Here is a 22895-nt window from a genome sequence, read left to right as displayed (position 1 = left end):
ATAAAACCTATGTTATAATGTAATGGTTGTATAATAATTTCAACAGCTTTCTTTTTTCTATTTAAAAATGGATAGGGTAAACCTGAATAAGTAGCTTATCTATTGAAACCAATTATTTTATTACAAATATAGATTGTTGGAGGGAAAGGTATGTCAGCAAAATGGGAAAAGCAAGAAGGGAACCAAGGGGTTCTTACTATTGAAGTTGATGCAGAAACAGTAAACAAAGGTTTGGATGCTGCATTCAAAAAAGTGGTGAAACAAGTAAATATTCCTGGTTTTCGAAAAGGAAAAATGCCACGCAGTTTATTTGAAAAACGCTTTGGTGTAGAATCACTATATCAAGATGCACTTGATATTCTTCTTCCAGATGCTTATGCTAACGCGGTTGAAGAAACAGGGATTTTTCCTGTAGATCGTCCAGAAATTGATATCGAGCAAATGGAAAAAGGAAAAGAATTAATTATTAAAGCAACTGTAACTGTTAAACCAGAAGTGAAGCTTGGCGATTACAAAGGTTTAGAAGTAGAAAAATTAAGCACAGAAGTAACTGACGAAGATGTTGAGAATGAATTGAAAACTCTTCAAGAACGACAAGCTGAACTAGTAATTAAAGAAGACGGTGCAGCAGAGGATGGAGATACTGTTGTTATCGATTTTGAAGGTTTCGTAGATGGTGAAGCATTTGAAGGCGGCAAGGCAGAGAACTATTCTCTAGTGCTTGGTTCTGGAAGCTTCATTCCAGGATTTGAAGAAAAATTAGTAGGCACTAAAGCAGGAGAAGAAAAAGATGTGGAAGTAACTTTCCCTGAGGAATATCATGCAGCTGAATTAGCTGGAAAACCTGCTACTTTTAAAGTAACAGTTCATGAAATTAAAGCGAAAGAGCTTCCTGCATTAGATGATGAATTTGCAAAAGATGTGGATGATGAAGTAGAAACATTAGCAGATTTGAAAGAAAAGACAAAGAAAAGATTAGTGGAAGCGAAAGAACACGAAGCGAAACATGCTTTAGAGGATGCAGTTGTAGAAAAAGCTGCTAATAATGCAGATATTGATATTCCTGAAGCAATGGTTAACACTGAGTTAGACCGCATGTTACAAGAATTTGGCCAACGCTTACAAATGCAAGGTATGAATCTTGAACTATACTTCCAATTCTCTGGTCAAGATGAAGAACAGCTTCGTGCTCAAATGAAAGAAGATGCAGAAAAGCGTGTACGTATTAATTTAACATTGGAAGCAATTGCAAATGCAGAGAATATTGAGGTTTCTGATGAAGAAGCAGAAGAAGAAATCAATAAAATGACTGAAATGTATAATATGACTGCAGATGCAATTAAAACTGCCATCGGTGGCTTAGATACTGTGAAAAATGATGTAAGAATCCGTAAGGCTGTTGAATTCCTTGTTGAAAATGCAAAAGCTGCTTAATAATTGTAAACAAATAATATAATATACTTAGTAAAATATAAACAAGGCGCGAAATTATCGTGCCTTGTTTTATAAAGGCTGTTTTCTTAATCTACTCTACTTTCGTAAACGACATTTCCCCTTATGTTAAAAAGAAGGATATTCTTTTTAAGAAAAGATGTCTCACCTATCTATAACAAAATTTGCAACAAATGCGAACTCTAGACGAAAACACCTTTATAAAAATTAAGTTTTTTACATAACATAAATAGTACATTCAAAAAAAATCCATATATAACCGAATATAAAGCTTTATTTCGGGAAAATCTGGAGTAAGTAGGATTTTTCCCATTTCATGACGAATAATAATTTAATAAGCTTTATCATTTCCTGTCTTACATAAAAATATGGTACAATGCAATACATATCAATTTTGTCTTGAAATGACCTAACAATAACGGTTACATATGGGAGAGATAATTGGATAATAAGATTTTCCAATATCTAAATAAGTCCAGCAACCAGTCAGTCATTTTTAATTGCGGGTTTTATGCATTTAATGATTTCGCAGCATAAATTAAGGGGTGAAACTAATTGTTCAAATTCAACGATGAAAAGCAACAATTAAAATGTTCTTTCTGTGGTAAAACGCAAGATCAGGTCCGGAAATTAGTTGCAGGACCAGGAGTGTATATATGTGATGAATGTATTGAATTATGTACGGAAATTGTGGAAGAGGAACTTGGTACGGAAGAAGAAGTAGAATATAAAGATATCCCAAAACCGATGGAAATTAGGGAAATTCTTAAAGAATATGTAATCGGACAGGATAAAGCCAAAAAATCTCTAGCAGTGGCAGTTTATAATCATTACAAACGAATCAATTCCAACAGCAAAATCGACGAAGTGGAAATTGCTAAAAGTAATATTTGTTTAATTGGACCGACAGGAAGCGGAAAAACACTGCTTGCCCAAACATTGGCAAGAATTCTTAATGTACCGTTTGCCATTGCTGATGCAACATCTTTGACAGAGGCCGGATATGTAGGAGAGGATGTTGAAAACATTCTTCTTAAACTGATTCAAGCAGCTGATTACGATGTTGAGAAAGCAGAAAAAGGCATCATTTATATTGATGAAATTGATAAAATTGCCCGTAAATCAGAGAATCCGTCCATTACTCGTGATGTTTCTGGTGAGGGAGTCCAACAAGCGTTATTGAAAATTCTTGAAGGAACGGTTGCAAGTGTTCCTCCACAAGGTGGACGAAAACACCCACATCAAGAATTTATTCAAATCGATACAACCAATATTTTATTTATTTGTGGCGGTGCATTTGATGGTATCGAACAAATTATTAAGCGTCGCTTAGGTCAAAAGGTAATTGGCTTTGGCGGTGAGACTAAGCAACAAGATATTGAAGAAAAAGCATTGCTTTCTAAAGTGTTACCAGAGGACTTACTCCGCTTCGGTCTTATACCTGAGTTCATTGGCCGTTTGCCGATTATTGCAAGTCTAGAACCACTTGACGAAGCAGCTTTAATCGATATTTTAACAAAGCCAAAAAATGCATTAGTAAAGCAATACAAGAAAATGCTTGAGCTTGATAATGTGGAATTAGAATTTGATGATGAGGCTTTAACAGAAATTGCGAAGAAAGCAATTGAGAGAAAGACAGGCGCACGCGGTCTACGGTCCATCATTGAAACCATAATGCTCGATGTAATGTTTGACTTGCCTTCAAGAGATGATATTAAAAAGTGTATTATTACGAAAGAAGCAGTTCTTAACAACGAACCTCCTAAGCTTGTTCTTGAGGATGGTACAGTAATGTTAGGAAATGAAAAATCAGCATAAAACGAATGAAACCTAGTTGAGATGTTACTCTGACTAGGTTTTTTATTTTGAAATTCAGAATAAATGATTTTCCTTTCCATGTGTATGACAAAATTTTGGCACTGAAAATTGGTTTATTCCCTTCTTGTCACGGAGATACTAGCTTATAGAATAGCTTCACAAATCGGTTACTAAATGTATAGAAATTGGAAACTCGTGCTTGGAGGGAATACAATGAGCTGGACTGGGATAGCTTTATTAATTCAATTATTTTTTGGAATAATTATAGGTCTTTATTTCTGGAACCTATTAAAAAGTCAAAAAACCCAAAAAATCTCGATCGATAGAGAATCACGAAAAGAAATGGATCAACTTCGAAAAATGCGTTCTATTTCATTAACGGAACCGTTAGCGGAACGTGTAAGACCAACTACTTTTGACGATATTGTTGGACAGGAGGATGGTATTAAGGCGCTAAAAGCAGCGTTATGTGGTCCAAATCCTCAACACGTCATTATTTATGGACCTCCGGGAGTCGGTAAAACAGCAGCTGCACGTTTAGTTTTACAAGAGGCAAAAAAAAATGAGAAATCACCATTTAAGCAAAGCTCGGTATTTGTTGAACTTGATGCAACAACAGCCAGGTTCGATGAACGAGGAATTGCTGACCCTTTAATTGGATCCGTTCATGACCCAATTTATCAAGGCGCAGGGGCTATGGGACAGGCGGGAATTCCGCAACCAAAGCAAGGAGCGGTAACAAATGCTCATGGTGGGGTATTATTTATTGATGAAATTGGGGAACTTCACCCGATTCAAATGAATAAGCTTTTAAAGGTGTTGGAGGATAGAAAAGTATTTTTGGATAGTGCGTATTATAATGCAGAAAACACCCAAATCCCATCCCATATTCATGACATTTTTCAAAATGGATTACCTGCTGATTTTCGTTTAATCGGTGCAACAACTAGAACCCCAAACGAAATTCCGCCAGCAATACGGTCACGTTGTATGGAAGTTTTTTTCAGGGAGCTTGACCAGGATGAAATTAAGAAAGTGGCGAATAAAGCGGCACAAAAAGTGAAAATTACCATATCTGAAAAAGGTATAGAGATATTAGCTTCCTACGCCAGAAATGGTCGTGAGGCAGTGAATATGGTTCAAATTGCAGCTGGAATTGCGATACAGGAAGACAGGATGCATATTTTAGATGAGGATATTGAATGGGTAATTCAGTCAAGCCAGCTTACTCCGAGATTAGAGAAAAAGATTAACGATCACTCAAAAGTTGGTTTAATAAATGGTTTGGCAGTAACTGGACCAAATAGCGGCATTCTTCTCGAAATTGAAGTTACTGTAATTCCAGCTAAGGATAAAGGAACTATTAATATTACCGGGATCGTAGAGGAAGAAAGTATTGGGGGACAAGGAAAACAAGTAAGAAGAAAAAGTATGGCAAGAGGATCCATTGAAAATGTTATTACTGTGTTAAAAACAATGGGTGTCCCGGCCGATCAATATGATATCCATGTCAACTTTCCAGGCGGCATTCCAATAGATGGGCCATCTGCAGGAATCGCAATGGCGACGGGAATTTATTCAGCAATTTATAAAATCCCTGTAGATAACTCTGTAGCAATGACAGGGGAAATTAGTATTCATGGTAATGTTAAGCCAATAGGTGGTGTAGTGGCAAAGGTTAAAGCTGCAAGACAAGCTGGAGCAAAAACCGTCATCATTCCGGCAGACAATATGCAAACGATATTTCAGGAAATGAAGGATATAAAGGTAATTCCAGTGAACAAGTTGGAGGAAGTTTTAAATGTAGCCCTTATAAATCGATTCGAAAAAGAATCTCTTATCCCTCCTTCTTTGGAGCAAATGGGCAAAAAAAGCGTCTGAATTTTATTTGCAACAAAATAAAATGAAATGTTAAGGAAAATCGGCCTTAGATGCCGATTTTTTTCATAAAATCGGTTTATATTAAATACTAGTAAAGGGAAAAACATAAATGAAAAGTAGTTCGTTTGGATGAATTCTAGTAAATGGACACTTGCTCATAAATACGATAGAATTGTTAAAAGATTCATTAGGGTGACTTATGCCCTGATCAGAGTATTACTTATTGGAGGTGCACATATTGACAAAGAAAAAAGAACACACAGTTCCTCTACTTCCCTTAAGAGGATTGCTAGTGTACCCTACAATGGTTCTTCACTTGGATGTTGGGCGTGAACATTCCGTTCAAGCGTTGGAAGAAGCCATGATGAATGATCATTTCATTTTTTTGACGACACAAAAAGATGAATCAATAGATGAGCCTACAGAGGAAGATCTTTACCAAATCGGAACCTTAACGAAAGTAAAGCAAATGCTGAAATTGCCCAACGGAACAATTCGGGTATTAGTTGAAGGTCTCGATCGTGCAAAAATAAAGAAGTTCTACGATTTGGACAGCTATTATGCAGTCACATTAGATATTTTAAAGCAATCGGAAGAAAAAGATGCTGAGACAGAAGCGTTGACACGAACATTGCTTGATTATTTTGAACAATACATAAAATTATCTAAAAAAATATCTGCAGAAACATTTGCAACTGTTACAGATATTGAAGAACCAGGAAGAATGGCAGACATTATTGCTTCGCACCTGCCATTAAAGCTTTCACAAAAACAAACCATATTAGAAACTATAGACATTAAAGAACGGCTAAATACGGTTATTCGAATCATCAATAATGAAAAGGAAGTTCTCAATCTTGAAAAGCGAATTGGACAACGAGTGAAAAAGTCCATGGAACGTACACAAAAGGAATATTATTTACGGGAACAAATGAAAGCTATCCAGAAAGAACTAGGAGATAAAGAAGGGAAAACAGGTGAGGTTGCCGATTTAACAGAAAGAATTGAACAGGCAGGAATGCCAGAACATGTTAAAAAATCGGCACTAAAGGAATTGGATAGATATGAGAAAGTTCCATCCAGTTCCGCGGAAAGCTCGGTAATCCGAAATTATATAGAGTGGCTAGTTGCCCTTCCTTGGAATCAAGCTACAGAAGATGACCTTAATATTGCTAAAGCAGAGGATATATTAAATCGGGAACATTATGGATTGGAAAAGGTAAAAGAGCGCGTATTAGAATATTTAGCGGTGCAAAAGCTAACGCAATCTTTGCGCGGGCCAATCCTATGTCTTGCTGGACCACCGGGTGTTGGGAAAACAAGCTTGGCAAGATCCATTGCTGAATCACTAGGAAGAAAATTTGTTCGAGTATCTCTTGGAGGAGTAAGAGATGAATCGGAAATCCGTGGCCATCGCAGAACATACGTTGGGGCGATGCCGGGGCGAATCATCCAGGGTATGAGAAAAGCAGGGACAATTAATCCAGTCTTTTTATTAGACGAAATAGATAAAATGTCCAATGATTTTAGAGGGGACCCTTCTGCAGCCATGCTTGAAGTTTTGGATCCGGAGCAAAACCATAGCTTTAGTGATCATTATATTGAAGAAACCTATGATCTATCGAAGGTTATGTTTATCACAACTGCTAATGATTTAGGTTCAATACCTGGTCCTTTAAGGGATAGGATGGAAATCATATCAATAGCAGGCTATACGGAATTAGAAAAAATTCACATTGCTAAAGATCATTTATTGTTAAAACAAATGAAGGAACATGGATTATCAAAAGGACAGCTGCAAATTCGGGATGAAAGCATTCAAACCATTGTCCGGTACTACACTCGAGAAGCTGGTGTCCGCAGCCTTGAAAGAGAAATCGCAACTATTTGCCGGAAAACTGCAAAAATCATTGTTTCATCCGATCGAAAACGAATTATAGTGTCGGATAAAAATGTAGAGGAGTTTCTAGGCAAGAAAAGATTTCGCTATGGGCAAGCGGAACTGGAGGATCAAATTGGTGTTGCAACTGGCTTAGCATATACAACTGTCGGCGGGGATACATTGCAAATCGAGGTCTCCCTTTCTCCAGGTAAAGGGAAGCTTGTGTTAACCGGGAAGTTAGGCGATGTAATGAAAGAGTCTGCCCAAACTGCATTTAGCTTTGTAAGGTCCAGGGCGAAGGAACTGAATCTGGAAGAAAGCTTCCATGAACAATACGATATTCATATACATGTTCCAGAAGGTGCGGTTCCAAAGGATGGACCGTCTGCTGGGATTACGATAGCAACCGCTTTAGTTTCAGCCCTAACTGGAAGAGCTGTACGGAAGGAAGTTGGTATGACAGGTGAAATTACCTTAAGGGGTAGAGTTCTCCCGATTGGTGGATTAAAAGAAAAAACGTTGAGTGCTCATCGTGCGGGATTAACAAAGATAATTATTCCGAAAGACAATGAGAAAGACCTGGACGATATTCCGGAAAGTGTTCGAAATGATTTGGAATTTTTCCCTGTCTCTCATGCAGATGAAGTACTGAAAATTGCGCTTGTAGGTGAGGGGAAATGAAGGTAAATAATGCTGAAATTGTAATAAGTGCTGTTAAACCGGAGCAATATCCAGATGATGCACTACCGGAATTTGCGCTTGCAGGAAGATCGAATGTTGGGAAATCTTCCTTTATTAACAAAATGCTGAATCGAAAGGCGTTGGCTAGAATATCATCGAAGCCGGGAAAAACGCAGACACTAAATTTTTATATAATTGAAAATGCTCTCTATTTTGTAGATGTTCCCGGTTACGGTTATGCCAAGGTGTCCAAAACGGAACGTGCAGCATGGGGGAAAATGATTGAAACATATATAACAACGAGGAAAAAGTTGAAAGCCGTTATTCTCATTGTTGATTTACGTCATCCACCAACAGTAGATGATCGAATGATGTATGACTTTCTTAAGCACTTTGAAATACCTTGTATAGTAATAGCAACAAAAGCAGATAAAATTCCAAAGGGAAAATGGCAAAAGCATTTAAAAGTAACAAAAGAAGTATTGGAATTTGACCCGACAGATGAAATCATCATTTTTTCATCCGAAACAGGTGAAGGAAAAGAAGCTGCTTGGAAATCTATCGAAAAAAGGATGTAGAAAAAACCCAGCTATGTGAACTGCACCCCGATTGCTAGACACGATCAATTGGAGGTCCAGTTTATAGCTGGGTTTTATTTTTTTCTAAATAACAAGATAATCCCTATAATAACTAAAGCAATAGGACTGTACTTCCAAATACTTTCCACTCGATTTTCTAGCAGTCCGAGTGTACTAACTAATTTATCATAGAATAGAAGAATAATAGAAAGAGCGAGAAATAGTAGCCCTTGAAATAGTCCATTGCGTGTTCTTTGATATTGAAGCAAAAAGCCTAATGAAATAATGAGAAGCAGGACTCCAATATTATTTGGCCATATAGCTAGCTTATGAACTACGTGAAAATGAAAACCGAAACCGGTGAAGATCACACCTGGCAGAATTGCTTCATTATTTTTACCATTATAACCTTGAACTAAGAAAGCAATTCCCACTATCATAAAAAGTGTTGGCCACGTAATATATTCTTTAAATATTTGAATGTGATTTTGGGAAAAATAATAATACAGACCAAATCCAATTAAAATAATACCGTCAAAAAACTTTTGATTTTTCATATATATCCTACTTTCGACCTGATTGCTTGATTATCGTATTTATTTTTGATACTGTACATAAGGAAACTTATTTTTGACAAGATTAAACTCTGTCTAGTTTCAGCGCCTATCGGCTAGCGGATTTCTACGTCTCCTCCCTACGATAAGTCAACATCAGGCGAAAATGGTAGTTCAATTTTCAATAGCTCGTGAACAACCTCGCTGTGTTTCCTTTATCTCAGTCGAAGACTACGAAATCCGTACGCTGATGAGCGAGTCGCTTACACATTTCTAATTTATCATATCATAGTATTCATTTTCTTTTCACATTTTTTAAAAGCAGTGAATGTAGTACATGTTATAATAGAAATGGAATTTATATATTTGATTCGTATAATTTAAGTGTGATATTGGTATCGGGGGGTCTTTTAATATGTATATAATCGCAGTGGGTTTAAACTATAAAACAGCCCCTGTTGAAATTCGTGAACGACTTTCCTTTAATGAAGAGGATTTACAGTCGGCAATGGCAGCATTAAAAGAGAAAAAGAGCATATTAGAAAATGTCATTGTTTCCACATGTAATCGAACGGAAGTATATGCCGTTGTGGATCAGCTTCATACAGGGCGCTACTATATTAAAGATTTCTTATCTGAATGGTTCCACATGGATAAGGATGAGTTTTCACCGTATTTATTTATATATGAGCAAGATGGTGCAGTAGAGCATCTTTTTAAGGTTACTTGCGGATTGAATTCAATGGTATTAGGGGAAACTCAAATTCTCGGACAGGTGCGAAACAGCTTTTTAATGGGACAAAAGGAAGGATCCACCGGAACGGTATTTAACCATCTATTTAAAGAAGCGATAACACTTGCTAAGAAAGGCCATTCCGAAACGGAAATTGGCTCTAATGCTGTTTCTGTGAGCTATGCTGCAGTGGAGCTTGCCAAAAAAATATTCGGCAATTTAAGAGACAAGCATGTTCTTATCGTCGGAGCAGGAAAAATGGGTGAGCTTGCGATAGAAAATCTTCATGGCAGTGGGGCAACGAATGTAACGGTTATTAATCGAACGTTTGAAAAGGCGAAAAACTTAGCGGATCGTTTTGATGGAACTGCTAAAACCTTACAGGAAATGCAATGTGCACTTGTAGAGGCGGATATTTTAATAAGCTCCACTGGTTCTAAGGATTATGTCATTACAAAAGAGTTGATGGAGAACGTAGTGAAACTGCGCAAAAACAGACCATTATTTATGGTGGATATTGCAGTGCCTCGTGATCTTGATCCACAAATCGCGGATATGGAAAATATCTTCTTATATGACATTGATGATTTAGAGGGGATAGTTGAAGCCAATCTTGTGGAACGGAAAAAAGCCGCTGATAAGATTATGTTGATGATTGAAGAAGCAATAGTTCAATTTAATGAATGGGTAAATATGCTCGGAGTAGTTCCGGTAATTTCCGCTTTACGTGAAAAAGCATTGGCAATTCAAGCAGAAACAATGAAAAGCATTGAACGTAAAATGCCAAACTTGACTGAACGAGAGAAAAAAGTAATCAGTAAGCACACGAAAAGCATTGTGAATCAGCTTTTAAAAGAACCGATTTCCCAAGTAAAGGAAATAGCTGCTGAACCTAATGCTCGTGAGCAAATTGAACTGTTTAAAAGAATATTTAATATCCAAGAACCAGTAGCCAAAACAGAAGATTCGTTACTAGTCGAGAGAACAACATCCTTTAACATGAATCAACATCCTTCACCAGCTACTATAGTTAGGTGAAAGCGATGTTTGAAATCATAATGTCGCGGCTGCATGAAGGAATGATTATTCTTTATGCGGTTAGTATCCTGCTATATTTTATTGACTTTTTACAACAAAATCGGAAGGCAAATCGATTTGCCTTCTGGTTACTTGCAATTGTTTGGGTTCTTCAAACAATTTTTTTGTTTTTGTACATGATTCATACAAGGCGTTTTCCGGTCCTTACAATATTTGAAGGACTTTATTTCTATGCATGGGTATTGCTTACCTTATCGCTTATTATAAATCGGTTGTTGCGAGTAGATTTCACTGTCTTTTTCATTAATATTATCGGTTTTATTATTATGGCGATTCATACTTTTGCACCGATCCAAATGCCTACGGAAACAATGAGTGAAAAGTTGGTTTCTGAATTGTTATTAATACATATTACGATGGCGATCTTTTCTTATGTTGCCTTTTCACTCTCATTTGTGTTTTCATTGTTATATTTATTACAGTATAAGCTATTGAAGGAGAAAAAATGGGGCCATAGGTTATGGCGTCTGAATGATCTGGCTAAACTGGAGAAAATGTCTTATGTATTAAACTTAATTGGAGTTCCAATGCTGTTATTAAGCTTAATTTTAGGACTTCAATGGGCATTAATAAAGCTCCATAATTTTCATTGGTATGATTCGAAAATTATCGGTTCCTTTATACTGTTAATTATTTATAGTTTGATTATCTATGTTAGAGAACGAAAAAATATGTTTGGCAAAAACCTGGCATTTTTAAATATTGCTGCATTTTTAATTGTATTAATTAACTTTTTTTTAATTAGTAGATTGTCTGCTTTTCATTTCTGGTATTCATAGGGAGGAATAGTGTATGAGGAAAATAATCATTGGTTCAAGAAGAAGTAAACTAGCATTAACTCAAACTAATTGGGTAAAAGATCAGTTGAAAAAGCTTGGAGTACCTTTTGAATTTGAAATTAAAGAAATCGTAACAAAAGGCGATCAAATATTAGATGTCACCTTATCAAAGGTCGGTGGAAAAGGGCTCTTTGTAAAGGAAATTGAACAGGCAATGTTAAATAAGGATATCGATATGGCTGTACATAGTATGAAGGATATGCCTGCCGTTTTGCCGGATGGCCTAACAATAGGTTGTATTCCTGAGAGGGAAGACCATCGTGACGCCCTTATATCAAAAGGTTCTATGACACTTAGAGACCTCCCAAAAGGTGCTGTAATTGGTACAAGTAGCTTAAGAAGAGGTGCGCAAATTTTAGCGGAACGACCTGATCTAGAAATTAAGTGGATTCGCGGAAACATTGATACACGCTTAGAAAAGCTTAAAACGGATGAATATGATGCAATAATATTAGCTGCTGCAGGTTTGTCGCGTATGGGATGGAGCGCTGATGTGGTGACGGAATACTTAGATCCGGAGATTTGTTTACCGGCAGTAGGCCAAGGCGCTCTATCAATTGAATGCCGTTCCAATGACCATGAGCTGCTTGAACAATTAGCTAAATTAAACTCTGATGCTACAGCCATCACTGTAACAGCAGAACGTGCCTTTTTAAATAAAATGGAAGGCGGCTGTCAAGTACCAGTTGCAGGTTTTGCTATGCTCCAGGAAGAGAATAAGATTTCCTTGACTGGATTGGTGGCATCTCCCGATGGAAAAACTATTTATAAGGAAACAGTAGTCGGAAGCGATCCTCATAAGGTTGGAGTACAAGTTGCTGAGTTGCTAATTCAACAAGGTGCAAAGGATTTGATTGATCAAGTAAAACAGGAGCTTGATCAAGCATGAATCCATTTTTACCGCTCGACGGGAAATCGATATTAATACCTCGTGGCGGTACACAAGGGAAAAAACTTTGCGATAAAATTTCGCAATTAGGTGGAACCCCCTATATGGTTCCTCTAATAGATTTTCGGAAAAATCATGATCCAAATGCTCGAGAATATTTGAAAAGGATAGATCAATATAATTGGATCATTTTCACAAGTCAGACTGGAGTGAAATTCTTTTTTCAGCAGCTTGCTCACCATAATTTAGCACTTTCCCCTTCCACAAAAATTGCAGCGGTCGGAGAAAAGACGAAAATGGCAATTGAAAAATTTCAGTTAGAGGTCTCATTTGTGCCAGATTTTTTTTCCGCAGATGATTTTGCAAACGAATTTACCAATGTTGGCAACCAATCGAAACGGGTATTAATTCCGAAAGGGAATCTTGCAAGGGATGTTATTGCCAAGTCCTTAGTATCACTGCATTGGATCGTAGATGAGTGGATTATATATAAAACTATTTTTCCGAGAGAAAGTAAGGAAAAATTAATATATTTACTTGAAAATGTTAAGCTTGATTATGGATTGTTTACAAGCCCATCCACCTTTCATCATTTTATGGAAGTAGCAAATGACCCAGTAAGAGAGCAAAAGGCAAAAACAATGAGAATTATCAGCATTGGCCCCGTTACGAACAGAGCGGTTGAGAGTTATGGGTGGAAGGTTTCAGCTAGTCCGGAAAAATATACGATGGAAGATATGATGGAGAGTTTATGTAAATTTAACATAAATGGGAGGAATACAATATGAAAGACTTGCAATTCAAACGACATAGAAGACTTCGTAGCACTGCAAATATGAGAGCATTAGTCAGGGAAACACACTTGCATGTAGATGATTTTATTTATCCTATCTTTGTGGTGGAAGGTGAAAATATTAAGAAGGAAGTTCCTTCAATGCCAGGTGTAGATCAGATTTCTTTGGATAATTTAAAGGCCGAAATGAATGAAGTAGTATCGTTAGGAATTAAATCTGTTTTATTGTTTGGAATACCTGTAGAAAAGGATGAGGTTGGAACTCAAGCTTATCATAACCACGGTATTGTACAAGAAGCAACTCGCTTTATTAAAGAACATTATCCTGATGTGCTTATCATTGCAGATACTTGTCTATGTGAGTATACAGACCATGGTCACTGTGGTGTAATTGAAGGCGGTAAAATATTAAACGATCCAAGTCTTGATCTATTAGCAAAGACCGCAGTAAGCCAGGCACAAGCAGGTGCCGATATTATTGCTCCATCTAATATGATGGACGGATTTGTTGCAGCAATTCGAAAGGGCTTGGACGAGGCAGGCTTTGCAGATGTTCCTATTATGTCCTATGCAGTGAAATATGCGTCTGCATTTTACGGACCATTCCGTGATGCAGCAGGAAGTACACCGCAATTTGGCGACAGAAAAACATATCAGATGGATCCTGCTAATCGTTTGGAGGCAATCAGGGAAGCTCAGTCAGATGTAGAGGAAGGCGCAGACTTTCTGATTGTTAAGCCAACTTTATCTTATTTAGATATTGTACGCGATGTTCGAAATGAATTTAATTTGCCGGTAGTAGGATATAATGTTAGCGGTGAATATTCCATGGTGAAAGGTGCCGCATTGAACGGCTGGATTGATGAAAAAACCATTGTCTTAGAAATGCTGACAAGCATGAAACGCGCAGGCTGTGATTTAATCATAACTTATTTTGCAAAAGATGCGGCTCGCTGGCTTGCCGAATAATCAGGAAGGGATGGATACGAAATGCGTTCATACGAAAATTCAAAAAAGGCATTTCAGGAAGCAGTAACACTTATGCCTGGTGGTGTGAACAGTCCTGTTCGCGCCTTTAAATCAGTTAAGATGGATCCAATCTTCATGGAGAGAGGAAAAGGCTCAAAGATTTATGATATCGATGGCAATGAATACATTGATTATGTATTATCTTGGGGACCGTTAATTTTAGGACATGCAAATGATCAGGTTGTCGCTGCACTTAAAAAAGCTACAGAAAATGGTACAAGTTTTGGAGCCCCAACGCTATTAGAAAATAAGTTGGCAAAGCTTGTTCAAGAACGTGTTCCTTCCATAGAAGTAGTGAGGATGGTATCTTCTGGGACGGAAGCGACCATGAGTGCATTAAGACTCGCTCGCGGATATACTGGCCGAAATAAAATCATCAAATTTGAGGGCTCCTATCATGGACATGGGGATTCCTTATTAATCAAAGCTGGATCTGGAGTTGCTACATTAGGCTTACCGGATAGTCCTGGAGTTCCAGCGGGAATTGCCAGCAACACAATAGCTGTACCTTATAATGATTTAGAGGCAGTCCGTGCAGCCTTTCAGCAATTTGGGGAAGATATTGCCTGCATTATTGTGGAGCCTGTTGCAGGAAATATGGGGGTAGTACCTCCTCAACCTGGGTTTTTAGAGGGCTTACGTGAGGTTACAACTCGATATGGCGCTTTGTTAATCTTTGATGAAGTAATGACCGGCTTCCGTGTGGATTATCATTGTGCACAAGGTTATTACGGAGTTACACCGGACCTAACCTGTTTAGGAAAGGTTATCGGTGGCGGTTTACCTGTAGGAGCGTTTGGCGGTAAGGCAGAAATTATGGAAAAAATTGCACCAAGCGGACCAATTTATCAGGCAGGTACATTATCAGGTAATCCATTGGCAATGACAGCAGGTTATGAAACACTGAGCCAATTAACTCCAGATACGTATAAGGAATTTGTTAGAAAAGCAGATAAGCTTGAAAAGGGCTTGCATGAAGCAGCATTAAAATATGACATTCCACATACTATCAATCGCGCTGGATCCATGATTGGAATCTTTTTAACAAATGAAGATGTTATCAATTATGAAACAGCAAAAACCTCTGACTTAGAATTATTTGCTGCCTATTATCGTGAAATGGCTGAAAATGGAGTATTCCTTCCGCCATCACAGTTCGAAGGATTATTCCTTTCCACTACACATACAGATGAGGATATTGAAAAGACGATTGTTGCTGCTGAAAAAACCTTCAGCAAACTGCGCGGATAAATAGTACAAAACAAAAAGACCACATTTCGATGTGGTTTTTTTGTTTTGTAATAATGAATAAAGTTCCTGAATAAAGTTGTAATAAAGATTTTCGGTAAGAATCATAAATTGATTCATTTTCTCATAGAGTGTTAATGGCATAATGTTTTATTTTCTATAGGAATTGAAGGGAGGAAGCCGCATTGTCCGAAAATCAATCGTCTTTACGATTTTCATTAGAGGAATCTGTTTGGTTTAAAAGGGGACAGGAAGTTGAAGAGCTCTTATCCATTTCACTTGATCCACATATTACCATCCAAGAGCAGGAGCAATATGTCGTTATTCAAGGGAAATTATTTTTAAGCGGAGAATATAGAAACAATGCTGAAGAAGTCGAAGAACAAGAAACTTCATGGCAAAAGAAATATGTTCAAACAGTGGATTATCGGGAAGAGGAAGGTGTATATCAATTTGAACACCCATTTCCTGTTGATATAACCATCCCGAAAGATAAAGTGGAGGATTTATCCTACTTGGACGTTTCAGTAGACTCCTTTGACTATGATATTTATGAAGATAATTGCTTGAAGCTGAATGCCGATTTAACTATTTCTGGTCTCAGAAAGGAAGAGGAAAATATCACAGCAGGAATTCCTCAAGATAATGAGAAGGAAGAAATAGAATATGAAGCAGCATTATTTAGGGCTGGAGAACAAGAGGAAGAAGAGGAAGAATTGGTTCCTATTCATAATTTTTCAACAAATGATATAAAAAATGATGATAACGTAGAGGAAGATTTATTTCAGCCTTTTAATGTTGAGGTAAGAAAAATTCCCGATGAGAATGCAACAGATGCATACAATCAGAGACCATTTGAAGTACATGAACCACATTTGCAAAACAATCCTTATAATCTATACCAGCATTCTTACCCATCACAGGAAGAGTCATTTGATCGAAAAAAGAAAAAGGCTAAACAAGAGGAAGATGAATCATCCTCTTTTACAGAAGTAGAGCTGCATCAAGATGATGAATCCTTAAATGTTACCATTGAGGAATATCAAATGGAAGAACAAGTTGAATTAGTTGAAGTAGAAGAAATGGAAGTGCAAAAGAAGAAAAAGAAAAAAGAAAAATATGAATCCATTTCACTTAGCGACTTCTTAGCCCGAAAGCAGGAAGAAAAAGCTGCAAAGTTAAGAATGTGCATTGTTCAATCAGGTGAAACTATAGACTTTTTGGCTGAAAAATACGATATAAGCGTACAGCAAATTTTAAGAATGAATCATTTGGAATCTAATCAAAGCGTTTCCGAAGGGCAAGTTTTATATATTCCTTCTTATGCGGGAAAAAAATAGCAGAACTAAAAATTGAAGGTGAGGATTTTTAGCTTTTTTCTCACCTTCAAACCTATCCCACCTTCAAAAGTAGGATGCAATAGAAAAAGCGAATAGCCGTTTTTTGGATAGCAGGTGGTGAAATGAAAGATTCTTCAAATGAAGAAAGAACAGCAATATTGGATCAATATGGGATAAGAGCAAAATATGTGGAGCAATACGGAAGGACTTGGAAAATATATTCTGATAATGGAATTTATGCACTGAAAAAAATTCTTCCTCAGAGCGGAATCGATTTTGTCCGTAATGTGCAGCTGTTATATCAAAGAGGATATAATCGCATCGTTCCCATTTATCCCACCTTGGATGGCAGGTACGCTATCCTGCAGCAAAATTATTTATATTATTTGATGCCTTGGCTTTCAAATGAAGAAAAAGAGGAAAGAAATGAAAAGCACCAAAAGATGTTTCGGGAACTCGCCAGACTTCATACCTTGTCCATGAAAAATATAGAAATTGAAGCGGAAGAGCGGAAAGCTCATTTTGAAAATACACTTGATGAGTGGGAAAGAGAAGAGGAATTCTTAACAGAGTTCTTAGAAACTAGTGAAAAGAAATGGTATATGTCTCCTTTCGAATTACTATTTTGTATGTTTAATAATGATATACGAAGAGCACATGATTTTGCCAAACAAAAACTTACGGAGTGGTATGAAAATTCCAAAGAGGTTACAACGGGTAGAACGGTAATTACACATGGAAAAATATCAACGGAGCATTTTTTATATGATGATAGAGGTTACGGCTACTTTTCTAATTTTGAAAACTCGAAGATCGCTTCTCCCTTACAGGATTTATTGCCTTTTTTATCCCGAACGTTGAAAACCTATCCAAAGAGAATGGATGAATGTATTGACTGGCTATATACTTATTTTGGACATTTTCCATTTCGTGAGGAAGAAAAATTGTTGTTTTTAAGCTATTTAGCACATCCCGGCCCGATTTTCAGAACCGTGCAGGCATATCGGCTTCAACGAACAAAAAAGACAGAAATTAAATTCGTGAAGGAATTGCAATATAATTATTGGCTCTTAAAAAATACAGAATATATTGTAATCAGAATGAATGAAATGGAAAATCGCGCAAAGCAAGAAGCGGAACCCAAGCCTAAGGATTAAAAGGGTTGGGTTCTATCAATTGCTTAAAAAGTATTGTACTAGTTTTATTTTGGCTTCCTTTACATAAAACTTAAAACCATTCAAAATAAAAAGCAAGAGCGATTAATATAAAGATTGCTAAAAGCAATACATCAAAGGTTGTAGGAATCAGTATAGTGCGAATGCCTTGGAATATTGCAAAGGGAATGATTAGCTGCTTACAAACTCCTTTCCATGTTTTCATCCAGGATTGAAATGTATGTTGATTGAACTTTTTTTTCATCTCCTCACCTTCCCCATCTTTATACCATATAATGTATGAGAGAAGGGAAAAATGGTGATTATGCCTAACACTTCGGAAGAAAGATCCGTATGGAATGAGCTAGAAATAATGAATTTAAATATTTTTTATAAAATAGGAAAAAATAATTGACTATAACCATCAATTTTCGATACTATATAGAAAATAATAATTTGAAAAGCTTTGATTGGGAAGAGTACGATGGCTGTCTCCTTAAAGAGAGGGAAATTACTTGCTGAAATATTTCCTAAGTGATGACACATCAGAAGGTCGCCCATGAGCAGCTTCAGTGAAACATTAGGAGTAATTGAAGCCGGTGAAGAGCCGTTATGAGTTTTAAGTGCCAGATGTTTGTTCTGAATGTCTGTGAAAAAAGGTGGTACCGCGAATCCGCTCCCTTCGTCCTTTTGACGATGGGAGCTTTTTATTTTTTCGGTACTTTTTAAGAAAGCGAGGAAACAAAATGGAAACAAATGATTTAAAGATGTCGACGAAATATGACCCAAAGTTGGTGGAAGAAGGCCGATATGATTGGTGGACTAACGGAAAGTTTTTCGAAGCAAAGGACGATCTGAATAAGGAGCCTTATACGATTGTGATTCCGCCTCCGAATGTAACTGGAAAGCTTCATTTGGGCCATGCGTGGGATACAACACTGCAGGATATCTTAACTAGAATGAAAAGAATGCAAGGTTATGATGTTTTATGGCTTCCAGGAATGGATCATGCAGGTATTGCTACTCAAGCAAAAGTAGAAGGGAAATTGCGCGAAGAAGGGAAAAGCCGCTATGATCTTGGACGCGAAAAATTTCTGGAAGAGTCATGGAAATGGAAAGAAGAATATGCAGAATTTATCCGCAAGCAATGGGCAAAATTGGGGCTTGGATTAGACTATTCCCGTGAACGTTTTACCCTTGATGAAGGTTTATCTGAGGCGGTTAAAAAAGTATTTGTCACATTGTATAAAAAAGGTCTCATTTACCGTGGCGAATATATTATTAACTGGGATCCTGCAACTAAAACAGCTATTTCTGATATTGAGGTTATCTACAATTATATTCAAGGAGCCTTCTATCATATGAATTACCCGCTTGCAGACGGTTCAGGCTCTATCGAAATTGCTACAACAAGACCTGAAACGATGCTTGGTGATACTGCAGTTGCTGTTCATCCGGAAGATGACCGCTACAAGCATTTAATTGGTAAAACGGTAATCCTGCCAATTACAGGACGTGAAATTCCAATTGTTGGTGACGATTATGTGGATATGGAATTCGGTTCAGGGGCGGTAAAAATTACACCTGCACATGACCCGAATGATTTTGAAATTGGTAATCGTCATAATCTTCCTCGTATCCTGGTAATGAATGAAGACGGTACAATGAACCAAAATGCTGGTAAATACGAAGGATTGGATCGCTTCGAGTGCCGTAAACAAATTGTAAAAGACTTGCAGGAGCTAGGAGTATTATTTAAGATCGAAGATCACTTGCATTCCGTTGGACATTCTGAACGCAGTGATGCGATTGTAGAACCATATTTATCGACACAATGGTTCGTTAAAATGGGGCCACTTGCGAAAACTGCAATTGAATTACAAAGCACTGAGGATAAAGTTACTTTTGTTCCAGAACGCTTTGAAAATAACTATTTGCGCTGGATGGAAAATATCCACGATTGGTGTATTTCTAGGCAGCTATGGTGGGGACATCGCATTCCGGCATGGTACCATAAGCAAACTGGGGAAATCTATGTTGATGTGACACCACCGCAAGATATTGAAAATTGGGAGCAGGATAATGATGTATTGGATACTTGGTTTAGTTCTGCATTATGGCCGTTTTCAACGATGGGCTGGCCAAATGAAGAAGCTGCTGATTTCAAACGTTATTACCCAACAAATGCATTAGTTACCGGCTATGACATCCTAACTTTCTGGGTTTCTCGAATGATTTTCCAAGGATTGGAATTTACAGGTAAAAGGCCGTTTAAAGACGTATTAATTCATGGTCTTGTTCGAGATGATCAAAACAGAAAAATGAGTAAATCCCTTGGTAACGGTGTTGACCCAATGGATGTAATTGACCAATATGGTGCAGATGCTTTACGTTATTTCCTTTCTACAGGAAGCTCTCCTGGCCAAGATTTGCGTTTCAGCATGGAAAAGGTTGAATCCGTATGGAATTTTGCAAATAAGATTTGGAATGCATCGCGTTTTGCCCTAATGAATATGGATGGGCTAACCTTTGAAGAAATTGATCTATCTGGGGAAAAATCTGTTGCGGACAAATGGATTCTTACTCGTTTAAATGAAACAATTGAAAGTGTAACGAAGCTCGCTGACAAATATGAATTCGGTGAAGTGGGTAGAGCCCTATATAACTTCATTTGGGATGACTTCTGTGATTGGTATATTGAAATGGCTAAGCTTCCATTATACAGTGAAAATGAAGCAGCGAAAAAGACAACAAGATCTATTTTAGCTTATGTACTTGACAATACAATGAGACTGCTCCATCCATTCATGCCGTTTATTACCGAGGAAATTTGGCAAAACCTTCCTCATGAAGGCGATTCTATTACCGTTGCTAGCTGGCCACAAGTGAATCAAGACCTCCATGATGAACAAGCAGCAAATGAAATGAAGCTTTTAGTAGAAATTATACGCTCCGTTCGTAATATACGTTCAGAGGTTAATACTCCGCTAAGCAAAAAGATTAAAATGGTGATAAAAGCGAAGGATGAAACGGTTCTGCAAACCTTAAATTCTAACAAAGCATACATTGAGCGCTTCTGTAATCCTGAGGAATTAGTAATAGATGTAGAATTACAAGCTCCCGAAAAAGCAATGACTGCTGTTGTTACAGGAGCGGAAATTTTCCTTCCACTTGAAGGCTTAATCAACATTGACGAAGAACTTGCCCGTCTCCAAAAAGAATTGGATAAATGGACACAGGAAGTGGAGCGAGTTCAGAAGAAACTAAGCAATGAAAAGTTTGTAAGCAAAGCACCTGAGAAGGTTGTGGAAGAAGAACGCGCGAAAGAAAAGGATTATCTGGAAAAACAAGCTGTGGTAAGAGCTAGAATTGCAGAATTAAAAGGGGAATAATAAGTAAGATAAAGAAGGCGAATCACATTATGGGATTCGTCTTCCCTCTATTAAGGCTCTTTTCTTAAACTTTGTTGCTCTTACAGACGAAATCTTTGTAATGACCTGTAACTTTCATAAGAAAAGATGCCCCGAGCTACGACTATACGAGGATTTATAGCGATATACGAAATCAGCGATTTAAAAAGAAGGTGTAGTGTTAATGAATACATATGAAGAAGCGTTAGATTGGATATTGTCACGTCTGCAGTTTGGCATGAAGCCGGGACTGGATCGCATGAAATGGATGATGGAAAAGCTTGGATCCCCAGAAAAGGATTTAAAAGTCATCCACGTAGGCGGAACGAATGGTAAAGGATCGACTGTAACCTATATACGTTCCATATTAAATGAGGCTGGATATTCCGTTGGAACCTTCACATCACCAGCGATTGAATCATTTAATGAGAGAATTAGTTTAAACGGCATTCCAATTTCCAATAGTGAAATGATGGATCTTGTAAATATTATAAAACCACTAGTGGAGGAATTGGCGGAAACAGAGCTTGGGCCATTGACGGAGTTCGAAGTGATTACCACTATGGCAATTTACTATTTTTCCAAGGTGAATCCTGTTGACTATACTGTTTTTGAAGTAGGCTTAGGAGGTAGATTAGACAGCACAAACATACTAGAGCCAATACTTACAGTTATAACCAATATTGGTTTAGATCATGTAAATATTTTAGGGGATACTGTAGAGAAAATTGCTTTTGAAAAAGCGGGGATTATTAAGAAGAATATTCCTCTCATAACTGCAGTAGAACAATATGGGGCTCTGACTGTTATAGAAGAAAAAGCAGAAAAAATGAATTCAATTATGTACGTGCTTGGCCGTGATTTTCAAGTAGGAGAGAATCATTCGATAGAAACAGGGGAGAGTTTTTGCTTTTCTGTAAAGGATAGAACCCTTAAAGACTTGGAGATTGGAATGATTGGTTATCATCAAACGAAAAATGCGTCACTAGCGGTCATGGTTTCTGTACTTTTAGATATTGATGAGGCGTTTGTGCGAAGAGGATTATTAAATGCCATGTGGCCGGGGCGCATGGAAATTGTGCAAAAAAATCCATTAATATTAGTAGATGGAGCCCATAATCCTGAAGGTGTTGAAGCATTGGTTAAAGCAATTAATAAGCGATATTCAACTAAAAAGAAAAAGGTATTATTTGCGGCATTAAGGGATAAGGAATTAACAAAAATGTTTGTGGAGCTAAGGAAACTAGAGGCAGATTTTTATTTTACACAATTTCAATCGCCACGAATTGAATCGGCAGCAAAACTTGCTGAATTAAGCAAGGTAGAAAACGGAACTGCCTATGCTGATTGGAAACCAATTCTAACTGATTTAATCAAAGGCTTGAATAACAATGAAATGCTTATCATTTGCGGGTCTCTCTACTTTTTGGCGGAAATAAAACCATTTTTGAAAAACATTATTTCTTAATTCGTAATATTTTAATAGAAAATATTCTCTGAAAATAGTGACATTCTA

Annotated in this window: 17 protein-coding genes and 1 other annotated feature; of the genes, 15 read left to right on the top strand and 2 right to left on the bottom strand. The window is 37.3% G+C overall.

Annotated elements, in window-relative coordinates; all coding sequences use genetic code 11:
• Positions 1-150: 150 nt before the first annotated feature.
• The 5 genes from tig (at position 151) to yihA (ending at position 8292) form a co-directional block, all read left to right on the top strand.
• A complete protein-coding gene (gene tig / locus KHA87_RS10595) occupies positions 151-1434 on the top strand; it encodes a trigger factor (protein WP_213094020.1) in 1284 nt (427 codons plus the stop codon).
• A gap of 573 nt (positions 1435-2007) precedes the next feature.
• The gene (clpX, locus tag KHA87_RS10590; RefSeq protein ID WP_213094019.1) at positions 2008-3270 is read left to right on the top strand and encodes an ATP-dependent protease ATP-binding subunit ClpX; all 1263 of its coding nucleotides are present in this window, start codon (positions 2008-2010) and stop codon (positions 3268-3270) included.
• Between the two features lie 213 nt (positions 3271-3483).
• Positions 3484-5151 carry an ATP-dependent protease LonB gene (lonB, locus tag KHA87_RS10585; protein WP_213094018.1) on the top strand — a complete coding sequence of 556 codons (1668 nt, stop codon included), beginning with the start codon at positions 3484-3486 and terminating at the stop codon, positions 5149-5151.
• Between the two features lie 238 nt (positions 5152-5389).
• A complete protein-coding gene (gene lon, locus KHA87_RS10580) occupies positions 5390-7714 on the top strand; it encodes an endopeptidase La (protein ID WP_213094017.1) in 2325 nt (774 codons plus the stop codon).
• Positions 7711-8292: a ribosome biogenesis GTP-binding protein YihA/YsxC gene (yihA, locus tag KHA87_RS10575; protein WP_213094016.1), complete on the top strand. Its 582-nt coding sequence runs from the start codon at positions 7711-7713 to the stop codon at positions 8290-8292. The genes lon and yihA overlap by 4 nt, the downstream gene beginning before the upstream one ends.
• A 74-nt stretch (positions 8293-8366) precedes the next feature.
• Here yihA and KHA87_RS10570 read toward each other — a convergent pair whose 3' ends face one another.
• Entirely contained in the window at positions 8367-8849 is a 483-nt protein-coding gene (locus KHA87_RS10570) for a LiaI-LiaF-like domain-containing protein (protein ID WP_213094015.1), read from the bottom strand.
• A 412-nt stretch (positions 8850-9261) separates the two neighbouring features.
• Between KHA87_RS10570 and hemA the strand changes: the two genes are divergently transcribed.
• The 8 genes from hemA to ysxE all read left to right on the top strand — a co-directional run bounded on the left by hemA (position 9262) and on the right by ysxE (position 17972).
• The gene (hemA, locus tag KHA87_RS10565) at positions 9262-10617 is read left to right on the top strand and encodes a glutamyl-tRNA reductase (protein WP_213094014.1); all 1356 of its coding nucleotides are present in this window, start codon (positions 9262-9264) and stop codon (positions 10615-10617) included.
• A 5-nt stretch (positions 10618-10622) separates the two neighbouring features.
• On the top strand, positions 10623-11456 hold the full coding sequence (gene ccsA / locus KHA87_RS10560; protein WP_213094013.1) for a cytochrome c biogenesis protein: 834 nt from the start codon (positions 10623-10625) through the stop codon (positions 11454-11456).
• A gap of 13 nt (positions 11457-11469) precedes the next feature.
• Positions 11470-12405, top strand: a complete 936-nt coding sequence (gene hemC / locus KHA87_RS10555) for a hydroxymethylbilane synthase (RefSeq protein WP_213094012.1) — start codon at positions 11470-11472, stop codon at positions 12403-12405.
• A complete protein-coding gene (locus KHA87_RS10550; RefSeq protein ID WP_213094011.1) occupies positions 12402-13193 on the top strand; it encodes a uroporphyrinogen-III synthase in 792 nt (263 codons plus the stop codon). The genes hemC and KHA87_RS10550 overlap by 4 nt, the downstream gene beginning before the upstream one ends.
• Positions 13190-14167 carry a porphobilinogen synthase gene (hemB, locus tag KHA87_RS10545; RefSeq protein WP_213094010.1) on the top strand — a complete coding sequence of 326 codons (978 nt, stop codon included), beginning with the start codon at positions 13190-13192 and terminating at the stop codon, positions 14165-14167. The genes KHA87_RS10550 and hemB overlap by 4 nt, the downstream gene beginning before the upstream one ends.
• Positions 14168-14188: 21 nt before the next feature.
• Entirely contained in the window at positions 14189-15478 is a 1290-nt protein-coding gene (gene hemL, locus KHA87_RS10540; protein ID WP_213094009.1) for a glutamate-1-semialdehyde 2,1-aminomutase, read from the top strand.
• A gap of 182 nt (positions 15479-15660) precedes the next feature.
• Positions 15661-16815 (top strand): stage VI sporulation protein D, encoded by a 1155-nt coding sequence (spoVID, locus tag KHA87_RS10535; RefSeq protein ID WP_213094008.1) that lies wholly within the window; start codon positions 15661-15663, stop codon positions 16813-16815.
• Positions 16816-16937: 122 nt separating this feature from the next.
• Positions 16938-17972, top strand: coding sequence for a spore coat protein YsxE (gene ysxE, locus KHA87_RS10530; RefSeq protein WP_213094007.1), 1035 nt, complete (start codon positions 16938-16940; stop codon positions 17970-17972).
• 70 nt (positions 17973-18042) lie between these two features.
• Here the strand turns inward: ysxE and KHA87_RS10525 are convergent, their stop codons facing one another.
• The gene (locus KHA87_RS10525) at positions 18043-18234 is read right to left on the bottom strand and encodes a hypothetical protein (protein WP_213094006.1); all 192 of its coding nucleotides are present in this window, start codon (positions 18232-18234) and stop codon (positions 18043-18045) included.
• Positions 18235-18426: 192 nt separating this feature from the next.
• Positions 18427-18662 (top strand) — a binding site (T-box leader).
• 53 nt (positions 18663-18715) lie between these two features.
• On the opposite strand from KHA87_RS10525, the gene KHA87_RS10520 reads away from it, so the two are divergent.
• Positions 18716-21361: a valine--tRNA ligase gene (locus KHA87_RS10520; protein ID WP_213094005.1), complete on the top strand. Its 2646-nt coding sequence runs from the start codon at positions 18716-18718 to the stop codon at positions 21359-21361.
• A gap of 202 nt (positions 21362-21563) precedes the next feature.
• Complete coding sequence (locus tag KHA87_RS10515) at positions 21564-22847, top strand: bifunctional folylpolyglutamate synthase/dihydrofolate synthase (RefSeq protein ID WP_213094004.1); 1284 nt, start codon at positions 21564-21566, stop codon at positions 22845-22847.
• The last annotated feature ends 48 nt before the right edge of the window (positions 22848-22895 follow it).

The sequence above is a fragment of the Bacillus sp. FJAT-49736 genome, assembly GCF_018343615.1.
Taxonomy (GTDB): domain Bacteria; phylum Bacillota; class Bacilli; order Bacillales; family Bacillaceae_C; genus Margalitia.
This window is presented reverse-complemented; position numbering and strand designations above follow the sequence as displayed.